Annotated in this window: 19 protein-coding genes and 1 tRNA gene; 11 read left to right on the top strand and 9 right to left on the bottom strand. The window is 45.6% G+C overall.

The window, feature by feature from the left end; all coding sequences use genetic code 11:
- Nucleotides 1–114: 114 nt before the first annotated feature.
- Together SEDOR53_RS16745 and mfd are read left to right on the top strand one after the other, a co-directional pair.
- On the top strand, nucleotides 115–534 hold the full coding sequence (locus SEDOR53_RS16745) for a hypothetical protein (RefSeq protein ID WP_051416431.1): 420 nt from the start codon (nucleotides 115–117) through the stop codon (nucleotides 532–534).
- 32 nt (nucleotides 535–566) lie between these two features.
- Nucleotides 567–3,965: a transcription-repair coupling factor gene (gene mfd / locus SEDOR53_RS0101165; protein WP_026768060.1), complete on the top strand. Its 3,399-nt coding sequence runs from the start codon at nucleotides 567–569 to the stop codon at nucleotides 3,963–3,965.
- A gap of 66 nt (nucleotides 3,966–4,031) precedes the next feature.
- Here the strand turns inward: mfd and SEDOR53_RS0101160 are convergent, their stop codons facing one another.
- A complete protein-coding gene (locus SEDOR53_RS0101160; protein WP_026768059.1) occupies nucleotides 4,032–4,238 on the bottom strand; it encodes a hypothetical protein in 207 nt (68 codons plus the stop codon).
- Between the two features lie 96 nt (nucleotides 4,239–4,334).
- On the bottom strand, nucleotides 4,335–6,317 hold the full coding sequence (gene gyrB / locus SEDOR53_RS0101155) for a DNA topoisomerase (ATP-hydrolyzing) subunit B (RefSeq protein ID WP_026768058.1): 1,983 nt from the start codon (nucleotides 6,315–6,317) through the stop codon (nucleotides 4,335–4,337).
- Nucleotides 6,318–6,471: 154 nt separating this feature from the next.
- Here gyrB and SEDOR53_RS0101150 point away from each other — a divergent pair, with 154 nt between their 5' ends.
- A complete protein-coding gene (locus SEDOR53_RS0101150) occupies nucleotides 6,472–7,395 on the top strand; it encodes an AraC family transcriptional regulator (RefSeq protein ID WP_026768057.1) in 924 nt (307 codons plus the stop codon).
- Between the two features lie 20 nt (nucleotides 7,396–7,415).
- Here the strand turns inward: SEDOR53_RS0101150 and tnpA are convergent, their stop codons facing one another.
- Nucleotides 7,416–7,850 (bottom strand): IS200/IS605 family transposase, encoded by a 435-nt coding sequence (gene tnpA, locus SEDOR53_RS0101145; protein WP_026768056.1) that lies wholly within the window; start codon nucleotides 7,848–7,850, stop codon nucleotides 7,416–7,418.
- A gap of 427 nt (nucleotides 7,851–8,277) precedes the next feature.
- Here tnpA and SEDOR53_RS0101140 point away from each other — a divergent pair, with 427 nt between their 5' ends.
- A complete protein-coding gene (locus SEDOR53_RS0101140; protein WP_026768055.1) occupies nucleotides 8,278–9,900 on the top strand; it encodes an amidohydrolase in 1,623 nt (540 codons plus the stop codon).
- Here SEDOR53_RS0101140 and fumC read toward each other — a convergent pair.
- The gene (fumC, locus tag SEDOR53_RS0101135; RefSeq protein WP_026768054.1) at nucleotides 9,893–11,293 is read right to left on the bottom strand and encodes a class II fumarate hydratase; all 1,401 of its coding nucleotides are present in this window, start codon (nucleotides 11,291–11,293) and stop codon (nucleotides 9,893–9,895) included. The two genes, SEDOR53_RS0101140 and fumC, sit on opposite strands and share 8 nt — an antisense overlap.
- Before the next feature lie 125 nt (nucleotides 11,294–11,418).
- Between fumC and SEDOR53_RS0101130 the strand changes: the two genes are divergently transcribed.
- A complete protein-coding gene (locus tag SEDOR53_RS0101130; protein WP_026768053.1) occupies nucleotides 11,419–14,358 on the top strand; it encodes a pitrilysin family protein in 2,940 nt (979 codons plus the stop codon).
- A 44-nt stretch (nucleotides 14,359–14,402) separates the two neighbouring features.
- Here the strand turns inward: SEDOR53_RS0101130 and SEDOR53_RS0101125 are convergent, their stop codons facing one another.
- Genes SEDOR53_RS0101125 through gltX form a run of 4 tightly spaced genes read right to left on the bottom strand, consistent with a single transcriptional unit; the run spans nucleotide 14,403 to nucleotide 18,318 of the window.
- A complete protein-coding gene (locus SEDOR53_RS0101125) occupies nucleotides 14,403–15,179 on the bottom strand; it encodes an enoyl-CoA hydratase/isomerase family protein (RefSeq protein WP_026768052.1) in 777 nt (258 codons plus the stop codon).
- A 32-nt stretch (nucleotides 15,180–15,211) separates the two neighbouring features.
- Complete coding sequence (locus SEDOR53_RS0101120) at nucleotides 15,212–15,628, bottom strand: cobalamin B12-binding domain-containing protein (RefSeq protein WP_026768051.1); 417 nt, start codon at nucleotides 15,626–15,628, stop codon at nucleotides 15,212–15,214.
- A 28-nt stretch (nucleotides 15,629–15,656) separates the two neighbouring features.
- Entirely contained in the window at nucleotides 15,657–16,748 is a 1,092-nt protein-coding gene (locus SEDOR53_RS0101115; RefSeq protein ID WP_026768050.1) for a glycoside hydrolase family 18 protein, read from the bottom strand.
- A 31-nt stretch (nucleotides 16,749–16,779) separates the two neighbouring features.
- A complete protein-coding gene (gene gltX, locus SEDOR53_RS0101110; RefSeq protein WP_026768049.1) occupies nucleotides 16,780–18,318 on the bottom strand; it encodes a glutamate--tRNA ligase in 1,539 nt (512 codons plus the stop codon).
- Between the two features lie 180 nt (nucleotides 18,319–18,498).
- Between gltX and SEDOR53_RS0101105 the strand changes: the two genes are divergently transcribed.
- The 5 genes from SEDOR53_RS0101105 (at nucleotide 18,499) to SEDOR53_RS0101085 (ending at nucleotide 22,402) form a co-directional block, all read left to right on the top strand.
- On the top strand, nucleotides 18,499–19,116 hold the full coding sequence (locus SEDOR53_RS0101105) for a polysaccharide deacetylase family protein (RefSeq protein WP_026768048.1): 618 nt from the start codon (nucleotides 18,499–18,501) through the stop codon (nucleotides 19,114–19,116).
- Between the two features lie 57 nt (nucleotides 19,117–19,173).
- The gene (locus tag SEDOR53_RS0101100) at nucleotides 19,174–19,941 is read left to right on the top strand and encodes a TatD family hydrolase (RefSeq protein WP_026768047.1); all 768 of its coding nucleotides are present in this window, start codon (nucleotides 19,174–19,176) and stop codon (nucleotides 19,939–19,941) included.
- Nucleotides 19,942–19,978: 37 nt separating this feature from the next.
- Nucleotides 19,979–20,068, top strand: a tRNA-Ser gene (locus SEDOR53_RS0101095).
- A 482-nt stretch (nucleotides 20,069–20,550) separates the two neighbouring features.
- A complete protein-coding gene (locus SEDOR53_RS0101090) occupies nucleotides 20,551–21,567 on the top strand; it encodes a type IV toxin-antitoxin system AbiEi family antitoxin (RefSeq protein ID WP_026768046.1) in 1,017 nt (338 codons plus the stop codon).
- Nucleotides 21,548–22,402, top strand: a complete 855-nt coding sequence (locus SEDOR53_RS0101085) for a nucleotidyl transferase AbiEii/AbiGii toxin family protein (RefSeq protein WP_026768045.1) — start codon at nucleotides 21,548–21,550, stop codon at nucleotides 22,400–22,402. The genes SEDOR53_RS0101090 and SEDOR53_RS0101085 overlap by 20 nt, the downstream gene beginning before the upstream one ends.
- A gap of 151 nt (nucleotides 22,403–22,553) precedes the next feature.
- On the opposite strand, the gene SEDOR53_RS16740 is transcribed toward SEDOR53_RS0101085, so the two are convergent.
- Nucleotides 22,554–22,835 carry a hypothetical protein gene (locus SEDOR53_RS16740; protein WP_051416430.1) on the bottom strand — a complete coding sequence of 94 codons (282 nt, stop codon included), beginning with the start codon at nucleotides 22,833–22,835 and terminating at the stop codon, nucleotides 22,554–22,556.
- Between the two features lie 174 nt (nucleotides 22,836–23,009).
- Between SEDOR53_RS16740 and SEDOR53_RS0101075 the strand changes: the two genes are divergently transcribed.
- Entirely contained in the window at nucleotides 23,010–23,459 is a 450-nt protein-coding gene (locus SEDOR53_RS0101075) for a pyridoxamine 5'-phosphate oxidase family protein (protein WP_026768044.1), read from the top strand.
- The last annotated feature ends 6 nt before the right edge of the window (nucleotides 23,460–23,465 follow it).

Raw genomic sequence — 23,465 nt, 5'->3', positions numbered from 1 at the left:
TGCCATAAATCCCATCTAAAGAGCAGAATCATCGTTAAATTTAGATACTTTCATCATTCAAAGTGAAGCATGAAGCATATTCTTTTTTTCGTTTTTGGGCTCTGTTTAACATTTATGGCATGTTCATCGGGAAAAAAGCTGCATTCATCCGTTCCCAAACAGGGTATTACCGGAAAATTGCTGTTTGCTTCGGGAAATCACATGCCCATGGTGGGCGCCCCACCCAATGACCCGCAACCTCTCAAAGGAACCATACTGGTGTATGAGCCCACCAATTTGTCGCAGGTAACCAGGATGGGAGACGCACCTGAATATACGGCCATTCATACCAGGCAGATTGCCTCGGTGGAAACCGATAGTTCCGGCACTTTTTCCATTGCACTCCCTCCCGGGGCTTATTCACTCTTCGTAAAAAGAAATGACCATTATTACGCCAACCTGTTCGACAACAACAACAATATTGCATTGTATACGGTGGAAGAAGGAAAGCTTACCACGGTTAAGATCACGGTGAGCACTGTAGCCGTTTATTGATCGGATGCTTTTTGTTATCTTTGCACCTCGGTATGAACCTGGGGACGTTGTTAGCGCAGTATCAAAATGACCCCCGCCTTTTTCAGTTGGCGGACAGGCTTTCTTTTGCCGATCCCCAGCGAATCTTTCTTAAAAATTTACAGGGCAGCAGCACGGAATTTATCGTAAGCGCTGTTTTTCAACGCGACCAGCAGCTGAACCATCTCGTAGTACTGAACGACCCGGAAGAAGCCGCTTATTTCCTGAATACCCTGGAGAGCCTCACACAAGCACTGGATATTTTTTATTTCCCGGCTTCTTTTAAAAACAGGAGAAACTTTAAAGTGCTCAACAGTTCGCATGTGATGTTGCGTACAGAAGCCCTGACAAGACTCGCCGCAGGAGGTAATAAAAAGATCATTGTTACCTATCCCGAAGCGCTTTTTGAAAAAGTGGTGCTGCCGAAAACACTCAACAGCAATATCATCAGCATCAAAACCAATGATACCATCAACCCTGAAAGCCTGATGGAATTGTTTGTGATGTATGGGTTTGAACGAACCGATTTTGTGTATGAACCCGGACAGTTTGCGGTTCGTGGGGGTATCCTGGATATTTATTCTTTCGGTAATGAGAAACCTTACCGGGTTGAATTGTTTGGCAACGAGGTAGACAGTATCCGCATTTTCGATCCCGAAACACAATTGAGTGAGCGCAAGCTGCTGCAAGTGAATATCATTCCGAATGTGGAAACACAATTCAGTTCGGAAGAAAAGATACCGCTGCTGCAATTCCTTTCCGATAATACGGTAGTGTGGCTGAAAGACCTGGATGTAGTGCAGGAGAAACTGCAGCAGCAGGAAGAAGACCTGGAAGGATTCATAGATATGCTCAAAGGAGGATATTCCATGCAATCTTTCGATGACGACGACCAGACCAAAGTGCTGAAAGAGATCAATAGCGAAGATTTTATCAAAGCGGCGTCGTTACAAGACGCGTTGAAACAGCGGCATGTTGTTGAATTTGGACTGAAACCTTATCTCGCCAATTTCGAAATTGAATTCAAAACCAGGCCCCAGCCTTCTTTTAACAGGCAGTTCGACCTGCTCATCCGGGATCTCAAAGCGCATGAATCTGCCGGTTTCGGCATATACATTTTTGCCGAACAGGCCAGGCAACTGGAAAGATTGCACAGTATTTTCAACGACCTCAATACCGAAATACAATTTGTACCGGTGGTGTCGGGCATTCATGAAGGCTTCATCGATGAAGACCTTAAAACAGTTTGCTATACCGATCACCAGTTGTTCCAGCGTTACCATAAATACAAGGTCAAGCAGGCCTATAATAAAAATAAAGCGCTTACGCTTAAAACCTTGCGCGACCTGCAGCCGGGCGATTTTGTTACACATATCGATCATGGAGTGGGCCGGTACAGCGGACTACAGAAACTGGAAGTGAACGGAAAACTGCAGGAGGCTGTGCGCATCATTTATAGAGACAGTGATATCCTGTATGTGAACATCAATTCACTGCATAAAATTTCAAAGTACACAGGCAAAGAAGGTACGATTCCCAAAGTGAACAAATTGGGCAGTGATGTTTGGGCAAAACTGAAAGATAAAACAAAGGCGAAGGTCAAAGAAGTGGCTTTCGACCTCATCAAACTATATGCGCAGCGTAAGTCGCAGCAAGGCTTTTCACATACGCCGGACAACTACATGCAAACAGAGCTGGAAGCATCCTTTATTTATGAAGATACGCCCGACCAGAGCAAAGCTACGGCTGATGTGAAGAAAGATATGGAAAGTGCTTCGCCGATGGACAGGCTGGTATGTGGCGATGTAGGATTCGGTAAAACAGAAGTAGCCATACGTGCCGCTTTCAAATCGGTGGTGGATGGCAAGCAGGCTGCTATACTGGTACCCACTACCATTCTGGCTTTTCAGCATTACAAGACTTTCAGTGAACGATTGAAAGACTTTCCGGTAACCGTTGATTATATCAACCGGTTCAAGTCGGCCAAAGAGAAAAAAGAAACCCTGAAAAAACTGGAAGAAGGCAAAGTAGATATCATCGTAGGTACACATGGCTTATTGGGGAAAGAAGTGAAGTTCAAAGACCTCGGTGTGATGATCGTAGACGAGGAACAAAAATTCGGCGTGGGGCACAAAGAGAAATTGAAGACCCTGAAAACGAATGTGGATTGTCTAACCCTCACGGCCACGCCTATTCCGCGGACACTGCAGTTCAGTCTCATGGGCGCACGGGACTTGAGTATCATCAATACACCGCCACCTAACCGGCAGCCCATTCAAACGGAGTTGCATGTGTTCAATGAAGATTTTATACGCGATGCCATTTATTATGAAACAGAACGGGGCGGACAGGTCTTCTTCATTCACAATCGAGTACAGGGACTGGCAGAAATGAGTGCCTTGATACAGGGGCTATGTCCTGATCTGAGCGTGGGACACGCGCATGGGCAATTGGAAGGCCATGAACTGGAAGAGCGCATCATGGATTTCATAGACATGAAATACGACGTGCTGGTATGCACCAATATTGTGGAGAGTGGCGTAGATATTCCGAATGTGAATACCATCATTGTAAACAATGCACACCAGTTCGGACTAAGCGATCTGCACCAGCTGCGCGGAAGGGTAGGGCGCAGCAACAAAAAAGCTTTCTGTTATCTGCTGGCTCCGTTGAGTACATTGCCTTCCGACTCGAGAAAACGTTTGCAAACACTGGAGCAGTTCAGTGACCTGGGCAGTGGCTTCCAAATTGCAATGCGCGACCTGGATATCAGGGGTGCAGGAAACCTGCTGGGTGGTGAACAAAGCGGTTTTATGGCGGATATCGGTTTTGAGATGTACCAAAAGATACTGGAAGAAGCCATCCGTGAACTCAAGCGCAGTGCTTTCAAGGATTTGTTCAAGGAAGAGATCAGCAAACAAGATGATTATGTGAGCGATTGTACGATTGATACTGATCTGGAAGTGCTAATCCCTGACGATTATGTGGAAAGCATCACCGAAAGGTTATCGCTTTATACGCGGCTGGATAATTGCGAACAGGAAACAGAACTGACCGGCTTCCACCAGGAAATGGTAGACCGTTTCGGCCCTATGCCGCCGCAGGTAGAAGACCTGTACACAACAGTGCGTTGCCGCTGGCTGGCGGTAGACCTGGGCTTTGAAAAAATGACTTTGAAAGAAGATACCCTGCGCTGTTATTTCATCAACAGGCCGGACTCGCCTTATTTTGAATCGGAATTGTTTAAAAATGTACTGGCTTATCTCCAAACCGGTACCAATAAAGCCAGGCTCAAACAAGCAGGCAAGAATTTCCTGCTGGTGGTTGACCAGGTGAAAGACATGGATGCCATGTATCGTTTCCTTCAGCAAATGCACAGCGCAGTACTGGCTGCACCTGCCCTCGCGCAATAAAAAATCCGGTCCTTTGCAGAACCGGATCCTTCGGTATTAATGAGTTATGAAAAACTGCCGCAGGACTTAGAATCCTTTCTTCGCCACACCATCGGCTATTGCCTGCAGTGCTTTTGCTTCGCCAAGGATGGCAGCCATTTTATTGCCTTTTCCATCATGACCGGCAGCCATGTACCCGCCGCGTGCAGTTTTGGTAATCACTGCGTCTTGCATGGGAACATTCTTCTCTTTGGTCTTGAGACAGTATGCTTTGATCATTTTTGATGTGTCCATAGTAATACGAATTTTAGGGTTAATGAAAGTTCAACTATTCTAAAATAAGGTTTTTTCCTTAATACCGCCATTTATTTACTAACCGGTGTTGCGCCATTAAACGTCGATCTTGGCGTATTTGGCATGACTTTCAATGAATTCGCGGCGCGGAGCCACTTCATCGCCCATGAGCATACTGAAGATACGGTCGGCCTCGTAAGCGCTCTCGATGGTCACCTGTTTAAGGGTACGGCGGGCGGGGTCCATCGTGGTTTCCCAGAGCTGGTCGGCATTCATCTCACCCAAACCTTTGTATCGCTGGATGGTAACGCTGTCTTCGCGGCCCCCTCCGGCCAGTTTTTCCACCAGCAATTTGCGTTGCTCTTCATTGTAAGCATATTCCTGTTCTTTTCCTTTTTTCACGAGGTACAATGGCGGCTGGGCAATGTATACATAACCCTGCTCCACCAGTTCCTTCATATAACGGAAAATAAAAGTGAGGATGAGGGTAGCGATATGCGATCCATCCACATCGGCATCGGTCATGATGATGATCTTATGATAGCGCAGCTTGGTTATATTCAACGCCTTGGGATCTTCGGCTGTGCCTACTGTTACTCCCAATGCCGTGTACATGTTGCGTATCTCTTCATTCTCGTATATCTTATGTTCCATGGCTTTCTCCACGTTCAGGATCTTACCCCTTAACGGCAGAATAGCCTGGTAACTCCTGTCGCGCCCCTGTTTGGCTGTACCGCCTGCCGAGTCTCCCTCTACCAGGTAGAGTTCGCATTTCTCCGCATCGCGTTCACTGCAATCGGCCAGCTTACCCGGCAGTCCGCCGCCGCTCAGCACGGTCTTGCGTTGTACCATGTCGCGTGCTTTTTTGGCGGCTACCCTTGCCTGTGCAGCAAGGATAATTTTGGAGATCACATATTTGGCTTCCTTCGGATTTTCTTCCAGGTAGGCTTCCAATACCCTCGACACGGTGGTTTGCACCACACCGCTCACTTCACTGTTACCCAGTTTGGTCTTGGTCTGTCCTTCGAACTGCGGCTCGGGTACTTTCACTGAAATGATAGCGCTCAGCCCTTCCCTGAAATCATCTCCTTCAACGGTTACCTTGGCTTTTTCAAAAAGACCTTCCTTATCGCCATAGTTTTTAAATACCCTTGTCAGCGCCTGCCTGAAGCCTGTTACGTGTGTACCACCTTCGATGGTATTGATGTTATTGACATAAGAGAAGATGTGCTCTTTGAAATCATCGTTATAGGAAAGCGCTACTTCCACCGTTACATTGGTTGATTCATCGTGTCCCTCCACATACAAAGGATTCGCAATGAGGGGCGTGCGGTTGCCGTTCTTATCGAGCATGGTAACAAACTCAACGATGCCACCTTCGCTATAAAAATTACGGATATAGACATTGCCCTCTTCGTCTTTCTCACGCAGGTCGGTGAGGGTAATGCTGATGCGTTTGTTCAGGTAAGCGAGCTCGCGCAAACGACCTTCCAGGATATCTTTTTTATACACTGTTTCCTGGAAGATGGTGGTATCCGGCCAGAAATGTACAATAGTACCGGTGATATTGCTGGTGCCAATCTCCCTTACAGGATACTGGGGCACACCAATATGGTACTCTTGCTCAAATATTTTTCCTTCACGGTGAACAGTCACGTGCAAAGTGGTGCTGAGGGCATTCACGCAACTCACACCTACACCGTGCAAACCACCCGATACTTTGTAAGTGTTCTTATCGAATTTACCACCGGCATGTAATACCGTCATCACCACTTCCAATGCGCTTCTTTTTTCCTTGCTGTGCATGGCGGTAGGAATACCACGCCCGTCGTCCTGCACGCTGATGGAATTGTCTTCATGAATGGTAACGCTGATGTTCTTACAATAGCCGGCCAATGCTTCATCAATGGAGTTGTCTACCACCTCGTACACCAAGTGGTGCAGACCTTTTACTCCTACATCGCCGATATACATCGCGGGCCTTTTACGCACCGCCTCCAAACCTTCCAGTACCTGTATGCTGTCGGCACCATAATTTTTATTTTGTGCCTCTTCTTTGGTCATTTGTTCCTCACTCATAAATGCTTGATAATCCTGTATTTTAACTGATTTTGCAAAGTTGACAAAGTTAATGAAAATAAGGGGTTTTGGCGCTATAAAAATGACAGGCTTGTGACGGTTCTGGAAGGGCCTGTTTTTGCAGATAGATGTTTGTACATTAATTTTGTGCCGCATGTTGCAGGTAATGGATATACTAAGAGTGGCTAACAAAAGCGGCATAGAGCCGGATTTGGATATTTTGTACCAGAAAGAGCAACATGTTCCCGGTTCCATCCAATACCAGATCAAGCGATATTACGCACAACACCCCTGGGTGGCGGAAGATACCGGCATGATGGTTTACCATTACAACCCCGACAAATCTGCTGAAAACTACCTGGAATTACGCTATTGCACCACCGGTAACCGTTATTGCAGCGAAAAAAGCTGTGCCAATTGCAGTGAACTGCCCACCGAAAACTGCAGCGGAAAACACAAAACGGTAGATGTATTCACTTTTCATTTCACAGCCAGTTTCCTGGCCCAGTTTGTACATAATGTGAAGTTGAGCAACCGAAAAGACGAGGTGCTGGCTTTCAGGCATCCGCACGCTTTTACCAAAATATTCCCTTTGTGTAACCGCAAACGGAATGCATTGGACGCGTTACTCAATCACAGCTATTCCGGTGCTTTGGAAAACATATTCGTGAATGCTAAAGTGCATGAACTCCTTTTGTACAGCCTCGAATGCCTGGTTGATGAAAAAGAAGAAGGTTTTGTCTGCAAGTTCCTGGCCGATGAAAGCGGCCGCGAACGCATTTACCAGGCACGCGAAATTTTATTGCAGCACATAGGTGATCCCATCACTATCAAAGAACTGAGCCGCAAGGTGGCAATGAACGAGTGCTACCTCAAAAAAGGCTTTAAAGAAGTCTTCGGCACTACCATATTCGATTTTTACCAGCAACAGCGCATGGAGCACGCCAAGTACCTTTTGTATGAGAAAAGCTTAAGCGTGACCGATGTTTCCGCTTTGCTGGGCTATTCTTCCATCTCGCATTTTTCTGCTGCCTTCAAGAAGCATACGGGTATCAAGCCCTGCGAATTGTTACAGTAATCATTTTTGTCATTAACAGATCAGTTTGTCTTGTTGAAACCATGATATTTCAGGAATGCATTGTATTCCTGCAGGAATGTTTTTCGTTGGTGGTGTGCTTCCTGATTGTCAATATATCGCTGTACGTTCGGAATGTCCGATTCACTTACAGAAACAGCAAAATAATCACTTTGCCACTGCAATTTTGAAGGAGGTGCATTGGCCTGTTGATTGAACCAATGTGCAGATTCTCCTTTGATCAATTGTACAATGTCATTAATAGTTTGGGTAGGCTTTAAGAATACAAGACAATGAGCATGATCAACGTATCCATTGATCCTGTCAATATGGATTCCTTTAGCGAAAGCATTTTGTTTTATATGATTGAATAACATTTCTCTGAAAGGTTTTATCAGGATGGGCTTTCTGTATTTTGTAGCCCAGACATAATGGATACATACTCTTGTGTAAGGCATTTTTATTTGTAAAACAAGAGATTTAAAATGAATGACGCAATAAGAATAAACACCTGATTTTCCTTTCAAAATATCCTGTACAGGGGCTAAAGCCCCATCAACAAAAACATCTTCATGTTCTCCAGGCTGAAGCCTGGAGCAAAGTTTCAATTTATTTGTTTTGCAGCTCATTCATAATCTTTGCCTCAGGCTTCAGCTTGGAGCAAAGCATTCAAATGTTTCACAATCTTTGCCTCAGGCTTTAGCCTGAGGAACAAGAGAAATCAGAGCCTTTTGCATCAGTTGCATTTTGATAGCTGAAGCCTGGAATAAAATATTCAAAAGCTCTGCAAAACAAATCATTCATAATCTTTGCCTCAGGCTTCAGCCTGAGGAACATGAGAAATTAGCTCCTCTTTATTAATTTTAGGATGATTAAAATAGCTTTATGAGAAGAATCATTTCTATTGCAGCAATCGCGATGTTTTGCGCCTGTAAGGCTCCCCAAGCCGATCTGATCATTCATCATGCAAAGATCTACACAGTGGACTCAGCTTTTTCTGTTGTTGAAGCCATGGCTGTGAAAGATGGCAAAATCCTCGCCACAGGAAAGAATGAAGATATTCTAAAGCATTTCACCGCTTTGGAAAATATCGATGCACAAGGCAAAGCGGTTTACCCGGGATTCATTGATGCGCATGCGCATTTTGTAGGTTACGGGCGTGCGCTCTTTCAGGTGGACCTTTTTGGATGCAATAACTGGGAAGAAGCAGTAACCAGGGTGAAAGCATTCGCTGCAGAACACCCTAACCTCGATTGGATACAGGGAAGGGGGTGGGACCAGAACCGGTGGCCCGGTAAATCTTTCCCCACCAATGAGGCGTTGAACCAACTCTTTCCCAATAAGCCGGTGGTGCTCACCAGGGTAGACGGACACGCTTCTATTGCCAACCAGAAAGCACTGGACCTGGCCGGCATCAAAGCGGGACAAACCATCACAGGCGGTTTCATAGAAGTGAAGAACGGGAAGCTGACCGGTGTTTTGATCGATAATGCAGATGATAAAGTATATGCACAGATACCCGAACCTTCGAAAGAAATATACACGCAATGGTTGCAGCAGGCAGAGAAAAACTGTTTTGCACAGGGACTGACCACCATCACCGATTGCGGGTTGGGTTACAGAGATATAGAAGCTATTGACACATTACAGAAAGAAGGTAAGCTGAACATGCGGTTGTATGTCATGTTGAGCGATGAGCCCGCCAATCTTGAAAGATACTTGAAGAAAGGCCCCTACCGGACAGATAAATTATTGGTGAAAGGCGTGAAGGTTTATGCCGATGGCGCTTTGGGAAGCAGGGGCGCCTGCCTTTTACAACCTTACAACGATAAACCCGGATGGACGGGCTTCCTGTTGCGCAATCCCAGTCACTACGATTCCCTGGCACAGGTATTGGCAAACACCGATTTTCAAATGTGTACACACGCGATTGGCGATAGCGCCAACCGCGAAATATTGCATATCTACAATAAGTACCTGCATGGCAAAAACGACAAACGCTGGCGCATAGAACATGCGCAGGTGATCAACCAGCAGGATTTTCATTTGTTCGGCGATGCCAGCATTGTTCCATCTGTTCAGCCTACACATGGCACCAGCGATATGTACTGGGCGGGAGACAGGCTGGGCGCAGAAAGACTGAAAGGTGCGTATGCGTATAAACAACTGCTGCAACAGAACGGATGGATTCCTTTGGGCACTGATTTCCCGGTAGAAGATATTTCTCCTTTCAAAACATTCCTGGCCGCAGTGGTGCGAAAAGATGCGAAAGGATATCCTGCCAATGGTTTTCAAACAGAGAATGCGTTAACGCGCGAGGAAACCATCAGGGGAATGACCATCTGGGCTGCGAAAGCCAATTTCATGGAAAAAGAAATCGGCAGTCTTGAACAAGGCAAGAAAGCCGATTTCATTATACTGGACCAGGACCTGATGAAGGTTCCGGAGACCGATATTTTAAAGGTAAAAGTGAAAGCCACTTACCTGGGAGGGAAGAAAGTTATTTGATCTCTCCCACCATATCTGCTGGTATTACCCACTGATCGAATTCTTCTGAAGTGAGATAGCCCAGTTTCACGGCCATCTCTTTCAATGTAGTACCTTCTTTGTGTGCTTTTTGCGCAATCTCGGCAGCTTTATAGTAACCGATCTTTGTGTTGAGCGCCGTTACGAGCATCAGGCTGTTGTCTACATGTTTTTTAATATTGGCCTCGATAGGTTCAATACCCGTGGCACACTTGTCGTTGAAGCTTACACAACCTTCGCCAATCAGGCGGGCGCTGTGCAGGAAGTTGGCGATCATCACCGGTTTGAACACATTCAGTTCAAAATGACCGGTAGCGCCGCCTATGTTAATGGCCACATCATTCCCCATTACCTGGGCAGCAATCATCGTCAGGGCCTCACATTGTGTGGGGTTTACTTTGCCAGGCATGATGGAAGAGCCGGGCTCATTATCGGGAATGAATAATTCGCCAATACCACTGCGTGGACCAGAGCTCAGCATGCGGATGTCATTGGCTATCTTCATCAGGCTTACCGCTACTGTTTTCAAAGCACCATGCGCTTCCACGATGGCATCGTGTGCCGCCAGCGCTTCAAATTTATTTTCAGCCGTAACAAAAGGTAAACCGGTAAGCGCTGCAATATGTTTGGCAACATTCACCGCATAATTTTTAGGTGTGTTGATGCCGGTGCCTACAGCCGTACCACCCAATGCCAGCTCACTGAGATGCGCGAGGCTGTTGTTGATGGTACGCAAGCCATGATCCAGCTGGCTTACATAACCACTGATCTCCTGCCCCACGGTAAGCGGCGTAGCATCCATGAAATGCGTACGGCCGATCTTTACTACATGCATAAAAGCCTTGCTCTTGGCAGCCAGCGTATCGCGCAATTTTTTGATGCCGGGGATGGTTACTTCCAATAATATTTTATACGCTGCTATGTGCATAGCAGTAGGGAAAGTATCGTTGGATGATTGCGATTTATTTACATCGTCGTTCGGGTGAAGGAATTTGTCCTTATCGGTCAGTGCGCCTCCCTTGATCACGTGCGCACGGTAGGCGATCACTTCATTCACGTTCATATTGCTCTGGGTGCCGGAGCCTGTTTGCCATATCACCAGGGGAAACTGATCATCGAGGTTACCTTCCAGTATCTCATCGGCCACCTGGCCAATCAACCGGGCTTTCTCTTCCGGTAATACCCCTGCATCGAGATTGGTAAGCGCTGCTGCTTTTTTGAGATAAGCAAAAGCTTTGATGATCTCTTTGGGCATTTTATTGATATCCTGTGCAATCTTGAAATTCTCAATGCTGCGCTGCGTTTGGGCTCCCCAATAAACATGGGATGGCACCTGCACCTCACCCATGGTGTCTTTTTCGATACGGTAACTCATGATTTTATCATTTTTGACGCTGCAAAGTTAACGCAAGAAGGGCAGACGCTTTGGAAAAACCACTCAACAAATTATCCTGAAAAACATATCATAATTTTTTACCTTACCCGACTAAAACTGTACTTATGAAATGGATCAAATCGATTGGGTTTGTTGCACTGGTCATGATTGTCCAGGTGAATTTTGCGCAACCCCAATATGAATGGAAACAGGCCACATCCGGGGGCTACACGTACAAATATGTGACCAACGACCCCATGCATGCCCGGTTCTATACCCTCAGGAACGGGCTCACTGTTGTATTATCGGTCAACAAAAAAGAACCCCGTATTGCCGTGCGCATCCCGGTAAGAGCGGGCAGTAATACCGACCCCAGAGATCATACCGGACTGGCTCACTACCTTGAGCACCTGCTGTTCAAAGGAACTGATAAATACGGTACGCTCGACTGGGCCAAAGAAAAGCCTTATCTCGATAAGATAGATGCGTTATACGAACAGTACAATTCCACCAAAGATGAAGCTGCCAGGAAAGAGATATACAAAGAGATCGACAAAACATCCGGCGAAGCAGCGAAATATGCCATTGCCAATGAGTATGATAAAATGATGGCAGCCATGGGCGGCCAGGGTTCCAATGCACATACCTGGGTGGAAGAGACCGTATACGAAGAAGATATTCCTTCCAATGCGCTGGAAAAATTCGTAGGCCTGCAGGCCGAGCGATTCCGTAACCCGATACTGCGCATCTTTCATACAGAGCTGGAAGCAGTATATGAAGAGAAGAACCGCTCGCTCGATGAAGATGCCTGGAAAATACAGGAAGCTTCTCATTTCTACCTGTTCCCCACACACAATTACGGACAGCAAACTACCATCGGTACCATCGAGCATTTGAAAAATCCTTCCATCAATGCTATCCGTGATTATTACCATAAATACTATGTGCCCAACAATATGGCCATCGTAATGTCGGGCGACCTGGATCCCGATAAAACCATTCGGCTCATCGATGCTAAATTCTCTTACATGAACGCCAAGCCGATCCAGGAATATAAGCCTTCACCGGAAAAACCCATCACCGAGTCAACGGTAAAAGATATTTTCGGACCCAGCGCTGAAAGCCTGCAACTCGATTTCAGGGTGGGACCTGCCAATTCAAAAGAGGCATTGCTGGCCGATCTCACCTCTTCTGTATTGTCGAACGGCAAAGCCGGCCTGTTAGACCTCAACCTCAACAAACAACAGAAAGTACTTCGTTCCAATGCGGGTGTGAGACAGTACAAAGATTATGGCGTGTTCATCATCAACGCTTCGCCCAAACAGGGACAGACACTCGAAGAAGCCAAAGACCTGGTGATGGGGCAATTGGATATCCTGAAGAAAGGAAATTTCGATGCTTCACTGATCAAGGCCATTGTAGCCAATTATAAACTGCAACAGTTACAGGGACTGGAAAACAATGCCAACCGTGTGGAAGAGATCACCGATGGATTCATCAAAAACAAAGGGCTGTTGTGGAATGATGATGTGGCTGTGCTGGATAAGATGGGTAAAGTAACCAAGGAAGAACTGGTGGCATTTGCCAATCAATTCTTTCATCCCAATAACTATGTTTTGTTGTACAAACGAAAAGGTGAGGCCAAAGATGTGGTAAAAGTAGAGAAGCCACCGATTACACCGGTAGAGACCAATGCAGATAAACAATCGCCTTTTGTAAAAGCCATCAACGGTATGTCTATGGCGCCTGTAAAACCTGTATGGCTGAATTTTGCAACAGATATGCAGCGTGCTAAAGCAGGAAAGGCGGAAGTATTGTATGTGCCCAACAAAGACAATGGCCTTTTCAACCTGCAGTACAGGTTTGATATGGGTGGATGGAATGATAAGCTGTTGCCTTTGGCATTGCAGTACCTGCAATTCATTGGTACGGAGAAAAAATCTTCCGAAGATATCAGCAAAGCGTTTTACAACCTGGCTTGCAGTTTCAATGCGAATGCGGGCAATGAAGAAACAACGGTTTCCCTGAATGGCTTGCAGGAGAATTTTGATAAAGCATCTACTTTGCTTGAAGACCTGGTGCGCAATTGCAAAGCCGATGAAGCAGCGCTGGAAGGAATGAAGAACCGTCTCATGCGCGCAAGGGCCAATAATAAGCTCAACAAAAGTATGATCATGACGGCGCTCCGCAACTACGGTGTGTATGGAGAAAAAAATCCTTTCAATTATACTTTAACAGACGCAGAGATCAAAGATATCAAAGCGGCAGACCTGGTAAACATCCTGCATAACCTGTTCAATTACCAGCACAGGGTTATTTATTACGGCCCTAAACCATTGGCTGCGTTTGCAACCGATATTGCTAAAATACACCAGCTTCCGGCTGCATGGATGGCTGCCTCAGCGCCGGCTAAATTTATCCGCAGAACGCAGGCCAAAAATGAAGTCCTGTTTGCCGATTATGATATGGTGCAGTCGGAGATTTTCTGGGTAAGGAACCTGGATGCGTATGATCCTAAGAAAGAAGCGGTAACCGGTATTTTCAATAACTATTTCGGATTTGGAATGGGTGCCATTGTATTCCAAACCATACGGGAATCGAAAGCGCTGGCTTATTCAACTTTTGCAGTACTCCAAACACCTGCTAAAAAAGAAGACCGGTTCGCATTCATGTCTTATGTAGGTTGCCAGGCAGATAAGTTCAATGAAGCTGTTGCCGGCATGAACGACCTGTTGAATAATCTTCCCGAAGCAGCGCAGAATTTCGATAATGCAAAGAAGAGCCTGTTGAAAGATTATGAAACAGAACGCATTACCAAAGAGAACATTGTATCCAGCTATCTTGCCAACCTGAAAAAAGGTGTGGATCACGATCTGAGAAAAGATGTGTATGAACAGGCCGCTTCGATCCAGTTCAGTGATATCAAGGGCCTGCATGATACCGATCTCTCGCGGCAACCTTATACTTATTGCATTGTGGCGTCTGAGAAGAAATTGAAAGAGGAGGATATGAAAAAGATAGGCGATGTGAAAAAACTATCACTCGCCGAATTGTTTGGATATTGATTATTTCTTAGCCCTGGGCTTTAAGCCCAGGGCTAAGATTTTTTTTAATTTCCGGTAAAGCGGGGTTTTCTTTTTTCAAGAAAAGCGCTGGTGCCTTCTTTCATATCGGCTGTATCGAAACATTCTCCAAAAGCAGCTACCTCTACCGCGTAACCATTCTTCGTTTCATCGAACACGGCATTGGCCGCTTCAATGCATTTGGCTACTGCCAATGGCGCTTTGCTGTTGATGGTTTGAAGAATAGCCGTGGCTTTGGCCAGCAGTTCTTCCTGCGGCACTACCGCATTCACCAGTCCGTATTGCCATGCCTTTTGTGCATCGATCATTTCACCGCTCATGAGCAGTTCCAGTGCTCTTCCTTTTCCAATCAATTGCACCAGGCGTTGTGTACCGCCATAACCTGGAATGAGTCCGAGGTTCACTTCAGGCTGGCCGAATTTGGCGTTGTCCGATGCAATCCTGAAATGACAACTCATGGCCAGCTCGCAACCACCGCCTAATGCAAACCCATTCACGCAGGCAACAATGGGTTTAGGAGATTGTTCGATCCGTGCAAAAATGGCTTGTCCTTTTTGCGCCAGCTGCATGCCTTGTGCAGTATCCAGTCCAACGAATTCCGCGATATCCGCCCCGGCAACAAAAGATTTGCTGCCCGATCCGGTAATAATCACAGATCTCACCTCGCTTTGATTGAGCAATTCAGTCAGTGCCTCGTCCAGTTCCTGCATCACCTGGCTGTTCAATGCGTTGAGTTTATCGGGACGGTTGATGGTAATGGTAAGGATGCCATTGTCGAGGGAAGTGAGCAATGTATGGTACATGTTGCTGGTTTTAAACAAAGATGGTTTGATCGTTAAAATGGTCTGTGTGCAGCTACCCATTGCCGGATATAATCGGCAATAGCTGTTGTAGGAGTGCCCGGGGCAAAAAGCATACCCACACCCATTTCATTCAATTGTTTGATGTCGTCTTCCGGTATGATGCCGCCGCCGGTGAGCAGTACATCATGCATATTTTTTTCTTTGAGCAGTTGAATGATCTTGGAGAAAACCGTCATGTGCGCGCCGCTGAGGATGCTGATGCCGATGGCGTCTACGTCTTCCTGTAAGGCTGCGTTCACCACCATTTCAGGTGTTTGCCTCAAACCGGTATAAATAACTTCCATACCGGCATCGCGCAGGGCGGTGGCAATTACTTTGGCGCCGCGGTCGTGGCCATCGAGACCTACCTTGGCAACAAGTACTCGTATGGGGCGATCGTTCTTTTGCATGGTGCAACAAAAATAAGCAATATCGGGTTCATCGCTTCCGCTTTACTTCATCTATCACATCGAGCAGGCCATTGGTGAACCGGTCATCGGCCAGTTGCCAGAACATGATGCCATTGAGTTTGTGCTGGATGACGTAGTTCGTCTTCATGGTAATAGAAGTGCTGTCGTCGAAAGTAACAAACCATTTTTTGCCGGCATTGTACATATACGGCGCAGCTGTTGCGGTATCCCAATGGCGCACGAAGCCGCTGTCGGTTGATAAGAAACGGTTGAAACCACTGTAAGAAATACCACGAAAAAATTTACCGTGGCCACGCAGTCCGTCGTTATCGGGCGCTACATTTTCCCAGATGCGCGCATAGAATGCCGCGCCGATCAATAGTTTGCGGGCAGGTACTTTTTTAGCAAGCAGCATTTTCACGGCGTTATCGCATGACTCGAGCTGTTGTGGAGTGGAATACAGTGCAGTATGATGACCGGTAACCGTATCATAACCGGTGATGAGGTCGTAGGTCATGAGGTTGATCCTGTTAACCAGCGGCGCCACGGCCTTCCAGTCAACCGATTCATTGATGTATTTGCTAAAACCTCCGGCGGCAAAACTGATCTCTTTTTGTTTGCCCAGGCTGTCGCGCAAGGTTTTGATGAGTTGTGTAAAATGTTCTTTATCATCGGGTGAATAAGGATGGCCGGGTGCGCCTTTGATAGTAGGATATTCCCAGTCGAGGTCAATGCCATCTGCACCGAAATCCTGCAACAGTTGTTTGGCCGATGAAGCAAATTGTTTCCGCGTGCTGTCGGTTGAAAACACTTCAGAACAGGTGAAGCAACCCGTCCATCCACCTAACGATACAATCACTTTCAGGTTCGGGTTTCTTTTTTTCTGTGCAACACAGCGGATCAGTGAAGCGCTGTCGCGCGCGTTCATCAGCGCCATATGATTCCCTTTGAGATGGGTGAAGCTGAAGCAGAGATGGGTGAGTTTTTCTACCGGGAAGCTATCGATCATGGTAGCTCTTCCTGCAAAATAACCGAACACCGTGAGTTTGTTGTGTTGGGCAGAGAGTGATACGGTTGCGCAACAAAGCGCCAGCAGCCATGCAAGTGTTTTAGATTTCATAAGCGCCCAAAGTACGAAAATGTACCGTTGCTCAGGCATGTTCCAATAAAGAGAGCGTGTGTGTGATGCGCCTGATGGTCTCTTCTTTGCCCAGTATAGCCGCAATGTCGAATACGCCCGGACCGTATTTGCCCCCTACCAGCATAATACGCAGGGGTAGCATCAGTTCTCCGGGTTTGAGTTGGTTGGCGGCAGCCAGTTCTTTGAAAGTGGCTTCGAGACCGCCCGCTTCCCATAGTGTGCTGAGTTGGAAACTGCGTATCAGTTCTGTGAAGAAAAGATTTTTCTTGTCGTCCCATTTGGGTTTTACAGCAGCAATATCCATCTCTGCGGGCAGTGCAAAAAAGAAAGAAGCTTGTTGTGTAAAATCGGTTAACAGGGTGCAACGTTCTTTAACGAGGTCGATGATTTTTGCTAACAGGGCGTCATCGGTAACCATCATGCGGTCGGCGGCCAATATTTCTTTTACAGCAGGGAGGAGATGCCGCGCTTCGGTGCGTTTGATCCACTCGTGGTTGAACCATTTGGCTTTCTCATAATCGAATTTCGCACCGGCTTTGTGCACGCGTTCGATAGAAAATTTCTCCACCAATTCATCGAGCGAAAAAATTTCCTGGTCGGTACCATCGTTCCAGCCTAACATGGCCAGCAGGTTCACAAAAGCTTCGGGCAGGAATCCCCGCTCTTTGAAGCCAATGGTGAGCTCGTTCGATTTGGGATCTGTCCAGTCCATCGCAAATACCGGGAACCCGAGACGGTCGCCATCGCGTTTGCTCAGTTTGCCATTGCCTTCGGGTTTGAGGATCAGGGGCAGGTGCGCCCATTGCGGCATCTGCGCTTCCCATCCCAGGTATTTCCATAACAACAAATGCACCGGTGCAGAGGGAAGCCATTCTTCCCCGCGGAAAGCGTGACTGATCTGCATCAGGTAATCATCCACCACTACGGCGAGATGATAAGTGGGCATGCCGTCTGCTTTCAGTAGTACTTTATCATCTACCTGAGAAGTATGGAACGATACTTCACCACGAATCATATCGGTGAAGTGAACGGTTTCCTGTTCGGGCATTTTGATGCGTATCACATGCGGAATACCCTCTTTCAGCAATTGAGCAACAGCAGCTGCATCGAGTGTGAGTGAGTTACGCATTTTGGTACGTATGTGCTGGTTGTATTGCGGCGATGGGTTCTCTGCTGTTTTAAACTGGGCACGCATCTGTTCCAGCTCTTCGGGTGTATCGAAAGCATAGTATGCGTATCCGTTCTTTACCAGTTCTTCGGCATACGCACGGTAACTGGCTTTTCTTTCGCTCTGGCGATAAGGTGCAAAGGGGCCACCATGAACAGGGCTCTCATCAGGTGTGAGTCCGCACCAGTTGAGGGTATTGAAAATATAAGCTTCGGCACCGGGAACAAAGCGGGTCTGGTCGGTGTCTTCTATCCTAAGGATAAAATCACCGCCGTGTTGTTTGGCAAAGAGATAATTGAATAAAACGGTTCTCACGCCACCCAGGTGGAGACCGCCCGTAGGCGAGGGGGCGAAACGTACGCGCACTTTTCTGCTGTTCATGCCGCAAAGATAAAAGACTAATGGCGATTTCCTTTGATCGTCATCCCGAGCAACGTCACCCTGAGCGAGCGAAGCGAGTCGAAGGGGCAGCCGAGGGATCTGCCCGAATGTTCAGCAGGTCCTTCGACTCGCTTCGCTCGCTCAGGATGACGATTAGAAGAGACGCGTTATCTTTATACTATGTACCTCGTTCATACCCCATGGTGGTTACGTGCTTTGTATCCAAAGCTGGTTTGGCAGATACCTGTAAAAGAGAAAGTACTGTATTTGAGTTTCGATGATGGTCCGCATGAAACGGCCACGCCTTTTGTACTCGACCAACTGCAACAATATGGCGCCAAAGCGAGTTTTTTTTGCATTGGCAAGAACGTGATGGCTCACCCCGCTATTTACGAGCGGATCATCCGCGAAGGACATGCTGTTGGCAACCATACCCAGCATCACTTGAATGGATGGAAAACCCCTGACCAAGCGTATATCAAGGATATCAACCTCGCTGCTGAACATATCCATTCAACGCTTTTCAGACCCCCGTATGGAAGGATCCGCCGTTCGCAGTACCGGCAATTGAAAGCGGCACATCCAAACATGCGTGTGATCATGTGGTCTGTGCTGAGCGGTGATTTTGATACCGGCCTTTCACCCGAAACGAGTTTGTCGTATGTATTACAATATGCCAAACCCGGCTCCATCATTGTATTTCATGACAGCGCCAAAGCATGGGATCGCCTGCAATATGCATTACCGCGCGTTTTGGCTCATTTTAAACAGGAAGGATACCGGTTTGAAAGCATCTAAAAGCCAGCATACAAAACCATTTTTGACATTTCAGTTGTGAGTTTTGATTTTTGCATCATGAACCTGATAGATACCCATTGCCATTTGTATTCAGCCGAGTTTGCGGCAGATATAGATGTTGTGATAGAACGCGCCGTGCAATACGGTGTTTCCCGGTTTTATTTACCTGCGATCGATGATAGCACCCACAAAGCCATGCTGGACCTTGAAGCAAGGTATCCGGGCGTTTGTGTGGCGATGATGGGGCTGCATCCCTGTTCGGTGAATGCAGGATACCGCAACGAACTGGCGGTAGTGGAAGAATGGCTGGAGAAAAGGCCCTTTGTTGCTGTTGGGGAGATTGGCCTTGATTATTATTGGGATAAGACTTATACCAAAGAACAGCAGGAAGCATTTACGCTGCAAATGCAATGGGCTTTGAAGCGTAACCTGCCCATTGTGATCCACACCCGCAATGCTATGCAGGAGACCATTGAAATGGTAAAACCCTTTGCTGTAAAGGGACTCAGGGGTATTTTTCATTGTTTCAGCGGCAGTACCGAATCGGCGAAGCAGATCACGGATATGGGTTTTATGCTGGGTATCGGTGGGGTACTCACTTATAAGAATGCGGGCCTGCCGGCAGCGCTGGAAAAGGTTCGTATGGAATACCTGGTGCTCGAAACAGATGCACCTTATCTTACCCCTGTTCCCTTCAGGGGCAAACGCAATGAAAGCAGTTATTTGCAATATGTGGTGGAGAAGTTGGCAGAAGTAAAAGGGGTAACCGTAGAAGAAATAGCGACCATTACCACGGCCAATGCTCAAAAAATATTCGGAAACTGAGTCACGAAGCTTTATTTTTGCCGTCCTAAAAAAGCACAGAGAGGTGTCCGAGTGGTTGAAGGAGCACGCCTGGAAAGTGTGTATACGGGAAACCGTATCGAGGGTTCGAATCCCTTCCTCTCTGCCAGGTTACAATTTAAAATGAAGCAAAAGCCCGCAAATTCAATGTTTACGGGCTTTTTCATTTTTGACTATCGCTCAAAATGTACATAGAAGCCCATATTTCCAGTGAGTAATTCATGAGTAGTAATTTTTTTATAATGTGACTCACTAAACATACTCCAACGCACTGTAAATTAACATGTTCTGTTTTTGAACATGCATTTTCTAAGGGTAATTCCGGTTCTAATTTTAACCTGAAATCATGTGTTATGTTAGGCAAGAATTTCAACCTGCTTTTTTACCTCAAATGCAACTCATTGTAAATGAGGCTGAAATCGGGGCATCGCAATTTGCGACACCATCAGGCCCATTCGTACTGTTCACTTATACCACTTGTTCACTGATAATGAACATTGTAAATAAATGAACATGTCGCATAATTTAATTGTTATCTTACATTTTGTTCATTATATTTGCTTGTTCACTGAAAATGAACATTAATAAAAAATGAACACAGAAGACATTGTAATAGAGGCTTTAGATAATCTGTTTACTCAAACCGGGTTTCAAGGGAAGTTCAAACCTACAATTTACCGGGAGGATGGGGAAATAGATTTTGATTTTCGCAATAAGCATATGCGTGTTTTTGCCGAGATCAAAAAAGAAATAAAACCCTACCAGTTACCCGATATAGAAGCCAGGGCTAAAAAATATGAACCCTACATGATTGTAGCAGACCGGATATACCCGGCTACGAAAGAACAGTTACGAAAAAAAGGCATCGGTTACCTTGATACAGCAGGCAATATATACCTTGATCACGATAATATTATGATATGGCAGGAAGGGAATAAACAGAAAGAGGACAAGAAAAAGGCGGTGACCAACCGGGCATTTACCAAAACAGGTTTGAAAGCGGTTTTTTACCTGATGCTAAACGAACATGCACTCAATCAACCTTACCGCCAGACCGCAGAAATCACAGGCATAGCTTTAGGTAATATCAAATATATCATTGATGGATTAAAAGAAGCAGGTTACATATTGCGGATGGATGATAGAAAATGCCTACTTCAAAATAAAAAGGCATTGCTGGAAAGATGGATAGCGGGATACCGGGAAATACTTAAACCGGCGCTGCTCATAGGTAATTTCAGGTTTACTAATAATGACACTGCACATAACCTTTTCGGCCCTGCATTTATTAATGATGAAATAACTGTAGGTGGAGAACCAGCAGCAGAAAGAATAACGAAATACCTACACCCGGAAATTTATACGCTGTACACTACACTCGTCAAAACTGATATGTTACGCAGATTCAAGTTTATTCCTGATGCGAAAGGAAATATAGAGATATATAGAAAGTTCTGGAACGAAAAATTTATTGCTGAAGATAATTTGAATACCGCCCCACTGATACTGGTATATGCTGACCTGGTAATAACAGATGATCCAAGATGTATAGAAACTGCACAAATCATTTACGATAAATATTTAAGAGATGAATTTGAACGACGTTAAGGAAGGGGAATTAAAAGAAGTTTTTGATGCGTTGGAAGAAGTATTCAAACATTTAAACATTGATTATTATCTGATAGGTGCGATTGCACGGGATATCTGGTATGCACGGGGAAACAAAGAGTTCAGGAAAACAAAAGATGTTGATTTCGCGGCAATGGTGGGAAGTAAGGCCGAGTATGAAACAGTAAGACAATACCTCAAAGATCATAAACATTTTCAAGAAACAAAAGCGAATTCCTTTGTTATGATTACACTGGGTGGTGTGCAGGTCGATATTCTTCCTTTTGGTGAAATTGAAATAGATGACAGCATACAACTGGAGGGTGCAGGGTTGACAAGTATAAAAGTTAACGGGTTTAAAGAAGTATATGATACCGGTACACAGGAAGTAATCATGGAAACAGGACATACATTCCAGGTGGCTACGCTCCCTTCCATTGTATTATTGAAACTCATTGCATTTGACGACAGACCGGATCAAAGGCTTAAGGATTCAAGGGATATTGCCAACATCATCAACCATTTCTTTGATCTTCATTCAGACTTGATTTACAGCGATGAAAACCTAGATCTGTTTATGACAGATGAGGCAACTTTCAATGAACAAAGCTTACAGGAAATTGCAGCTATAGTAATTGGTCGAGAAATAAGAAAAATTATCAGACTTAATAACCCGTTACTTGAAAGGGTAAACCTGATCCTGGAAAAACAAATACAACTACAAGGAGATAGTGCTTTTGTCAGGAATATGAGCCAGGAAACAAATATGAATGTAATACAGGTAATGAAATGGCTTACAAATTTAGCAAAGGGGATTTCCCAAGAGATACAATAATTACCAAAGACATATTCAGAACACATTGACTTAGTAAAACAATACAAACTCCCGTATATGAGTCAAATGCTTGCAGATATTAAAAGAATTGTTACAGAAGATGTAAGCAATCGAATAACTCAATATGAAGTAATGTATGAATGAAGCCTTATCATTTTCGAATAAAAAAACTGAGCCTTTTCAAAGAAGTAGTTGCAGCGCAAAGTAAGTCGCCCGGATTGGGGAAATCGTGATAGCCGCCAACAGCCCTATGTACTCCTATTGGAAAATCTAATGTAAGTTCCTCGTTAATCGAGACGGAAGTATGAAGCGGATCGTTAAGGTCTTTTCCCTCTATAATAGCTACATCTGTAATCCAGGCAGCACCGGGGTTTTCAAGATAAGTGCTCATTAACGGTTGCTGTCGTTCTTTCACAATTGATTTATCTGTCATGATATTTAAATAAGCATAACTATATGTAATGGACTTACCGCTAAAGCCAAATTACAGAAGCCTGGCCAGAAATCCAACAGTCAGTGACAATCATCACCAGTTGATTTGATTGTTGTCATGAAAAGGGCGCCGGACTGCGGGTACATTTGAACCACAATCTTAAAACAGCAACCCATGTTAGGTGAACTGAAAGAAGCGGCTATAACAAACATCCTGCATAGCCAGGTAATCGGCAGGCTCGCCTGCAGTAACGGGAAAGAGCCCTATATCACCCCTGTAACCTATGCGTACGACGGTGATTTTATTTACGGACAAACAAACGAAGGGAAAAAGCTGGACATCCTTCGCAAGAATCCGAAAGTTTGTTTCGAGGTCGACATGATAACCGATATGCGCAATTGGCAAAGCGTGGTCATTTACGGAAAGTTTGAAGAACTGGAAGGGGCGGAAGCAAAAAAGGCAAGGGAAATTCTTTTTGACCGCGTATTTCCTTTGTCCACCAGCAGCACCATCCACCCGCACGAACACGAAACAAAAACGAAAGTGGATGACAGTACAAGGGTCAAAACTGTCTTGTACCGTATCAGGATCCAGGAAGCAACAGGGAGATTTGAAAAACAATAAAAGCGA

The organism is Asinibacterium sp. OR53 (assembly GCF_000515315.1).
Classification (GTDB): Bacteria; Bacteroidota; Bacteroidia; order Chitinophagales; family Chitinophagaceae; genus Sediminibacterium.
This window is presented reverse-complemented; position numbering and strand designations above follow the sequence as displayed.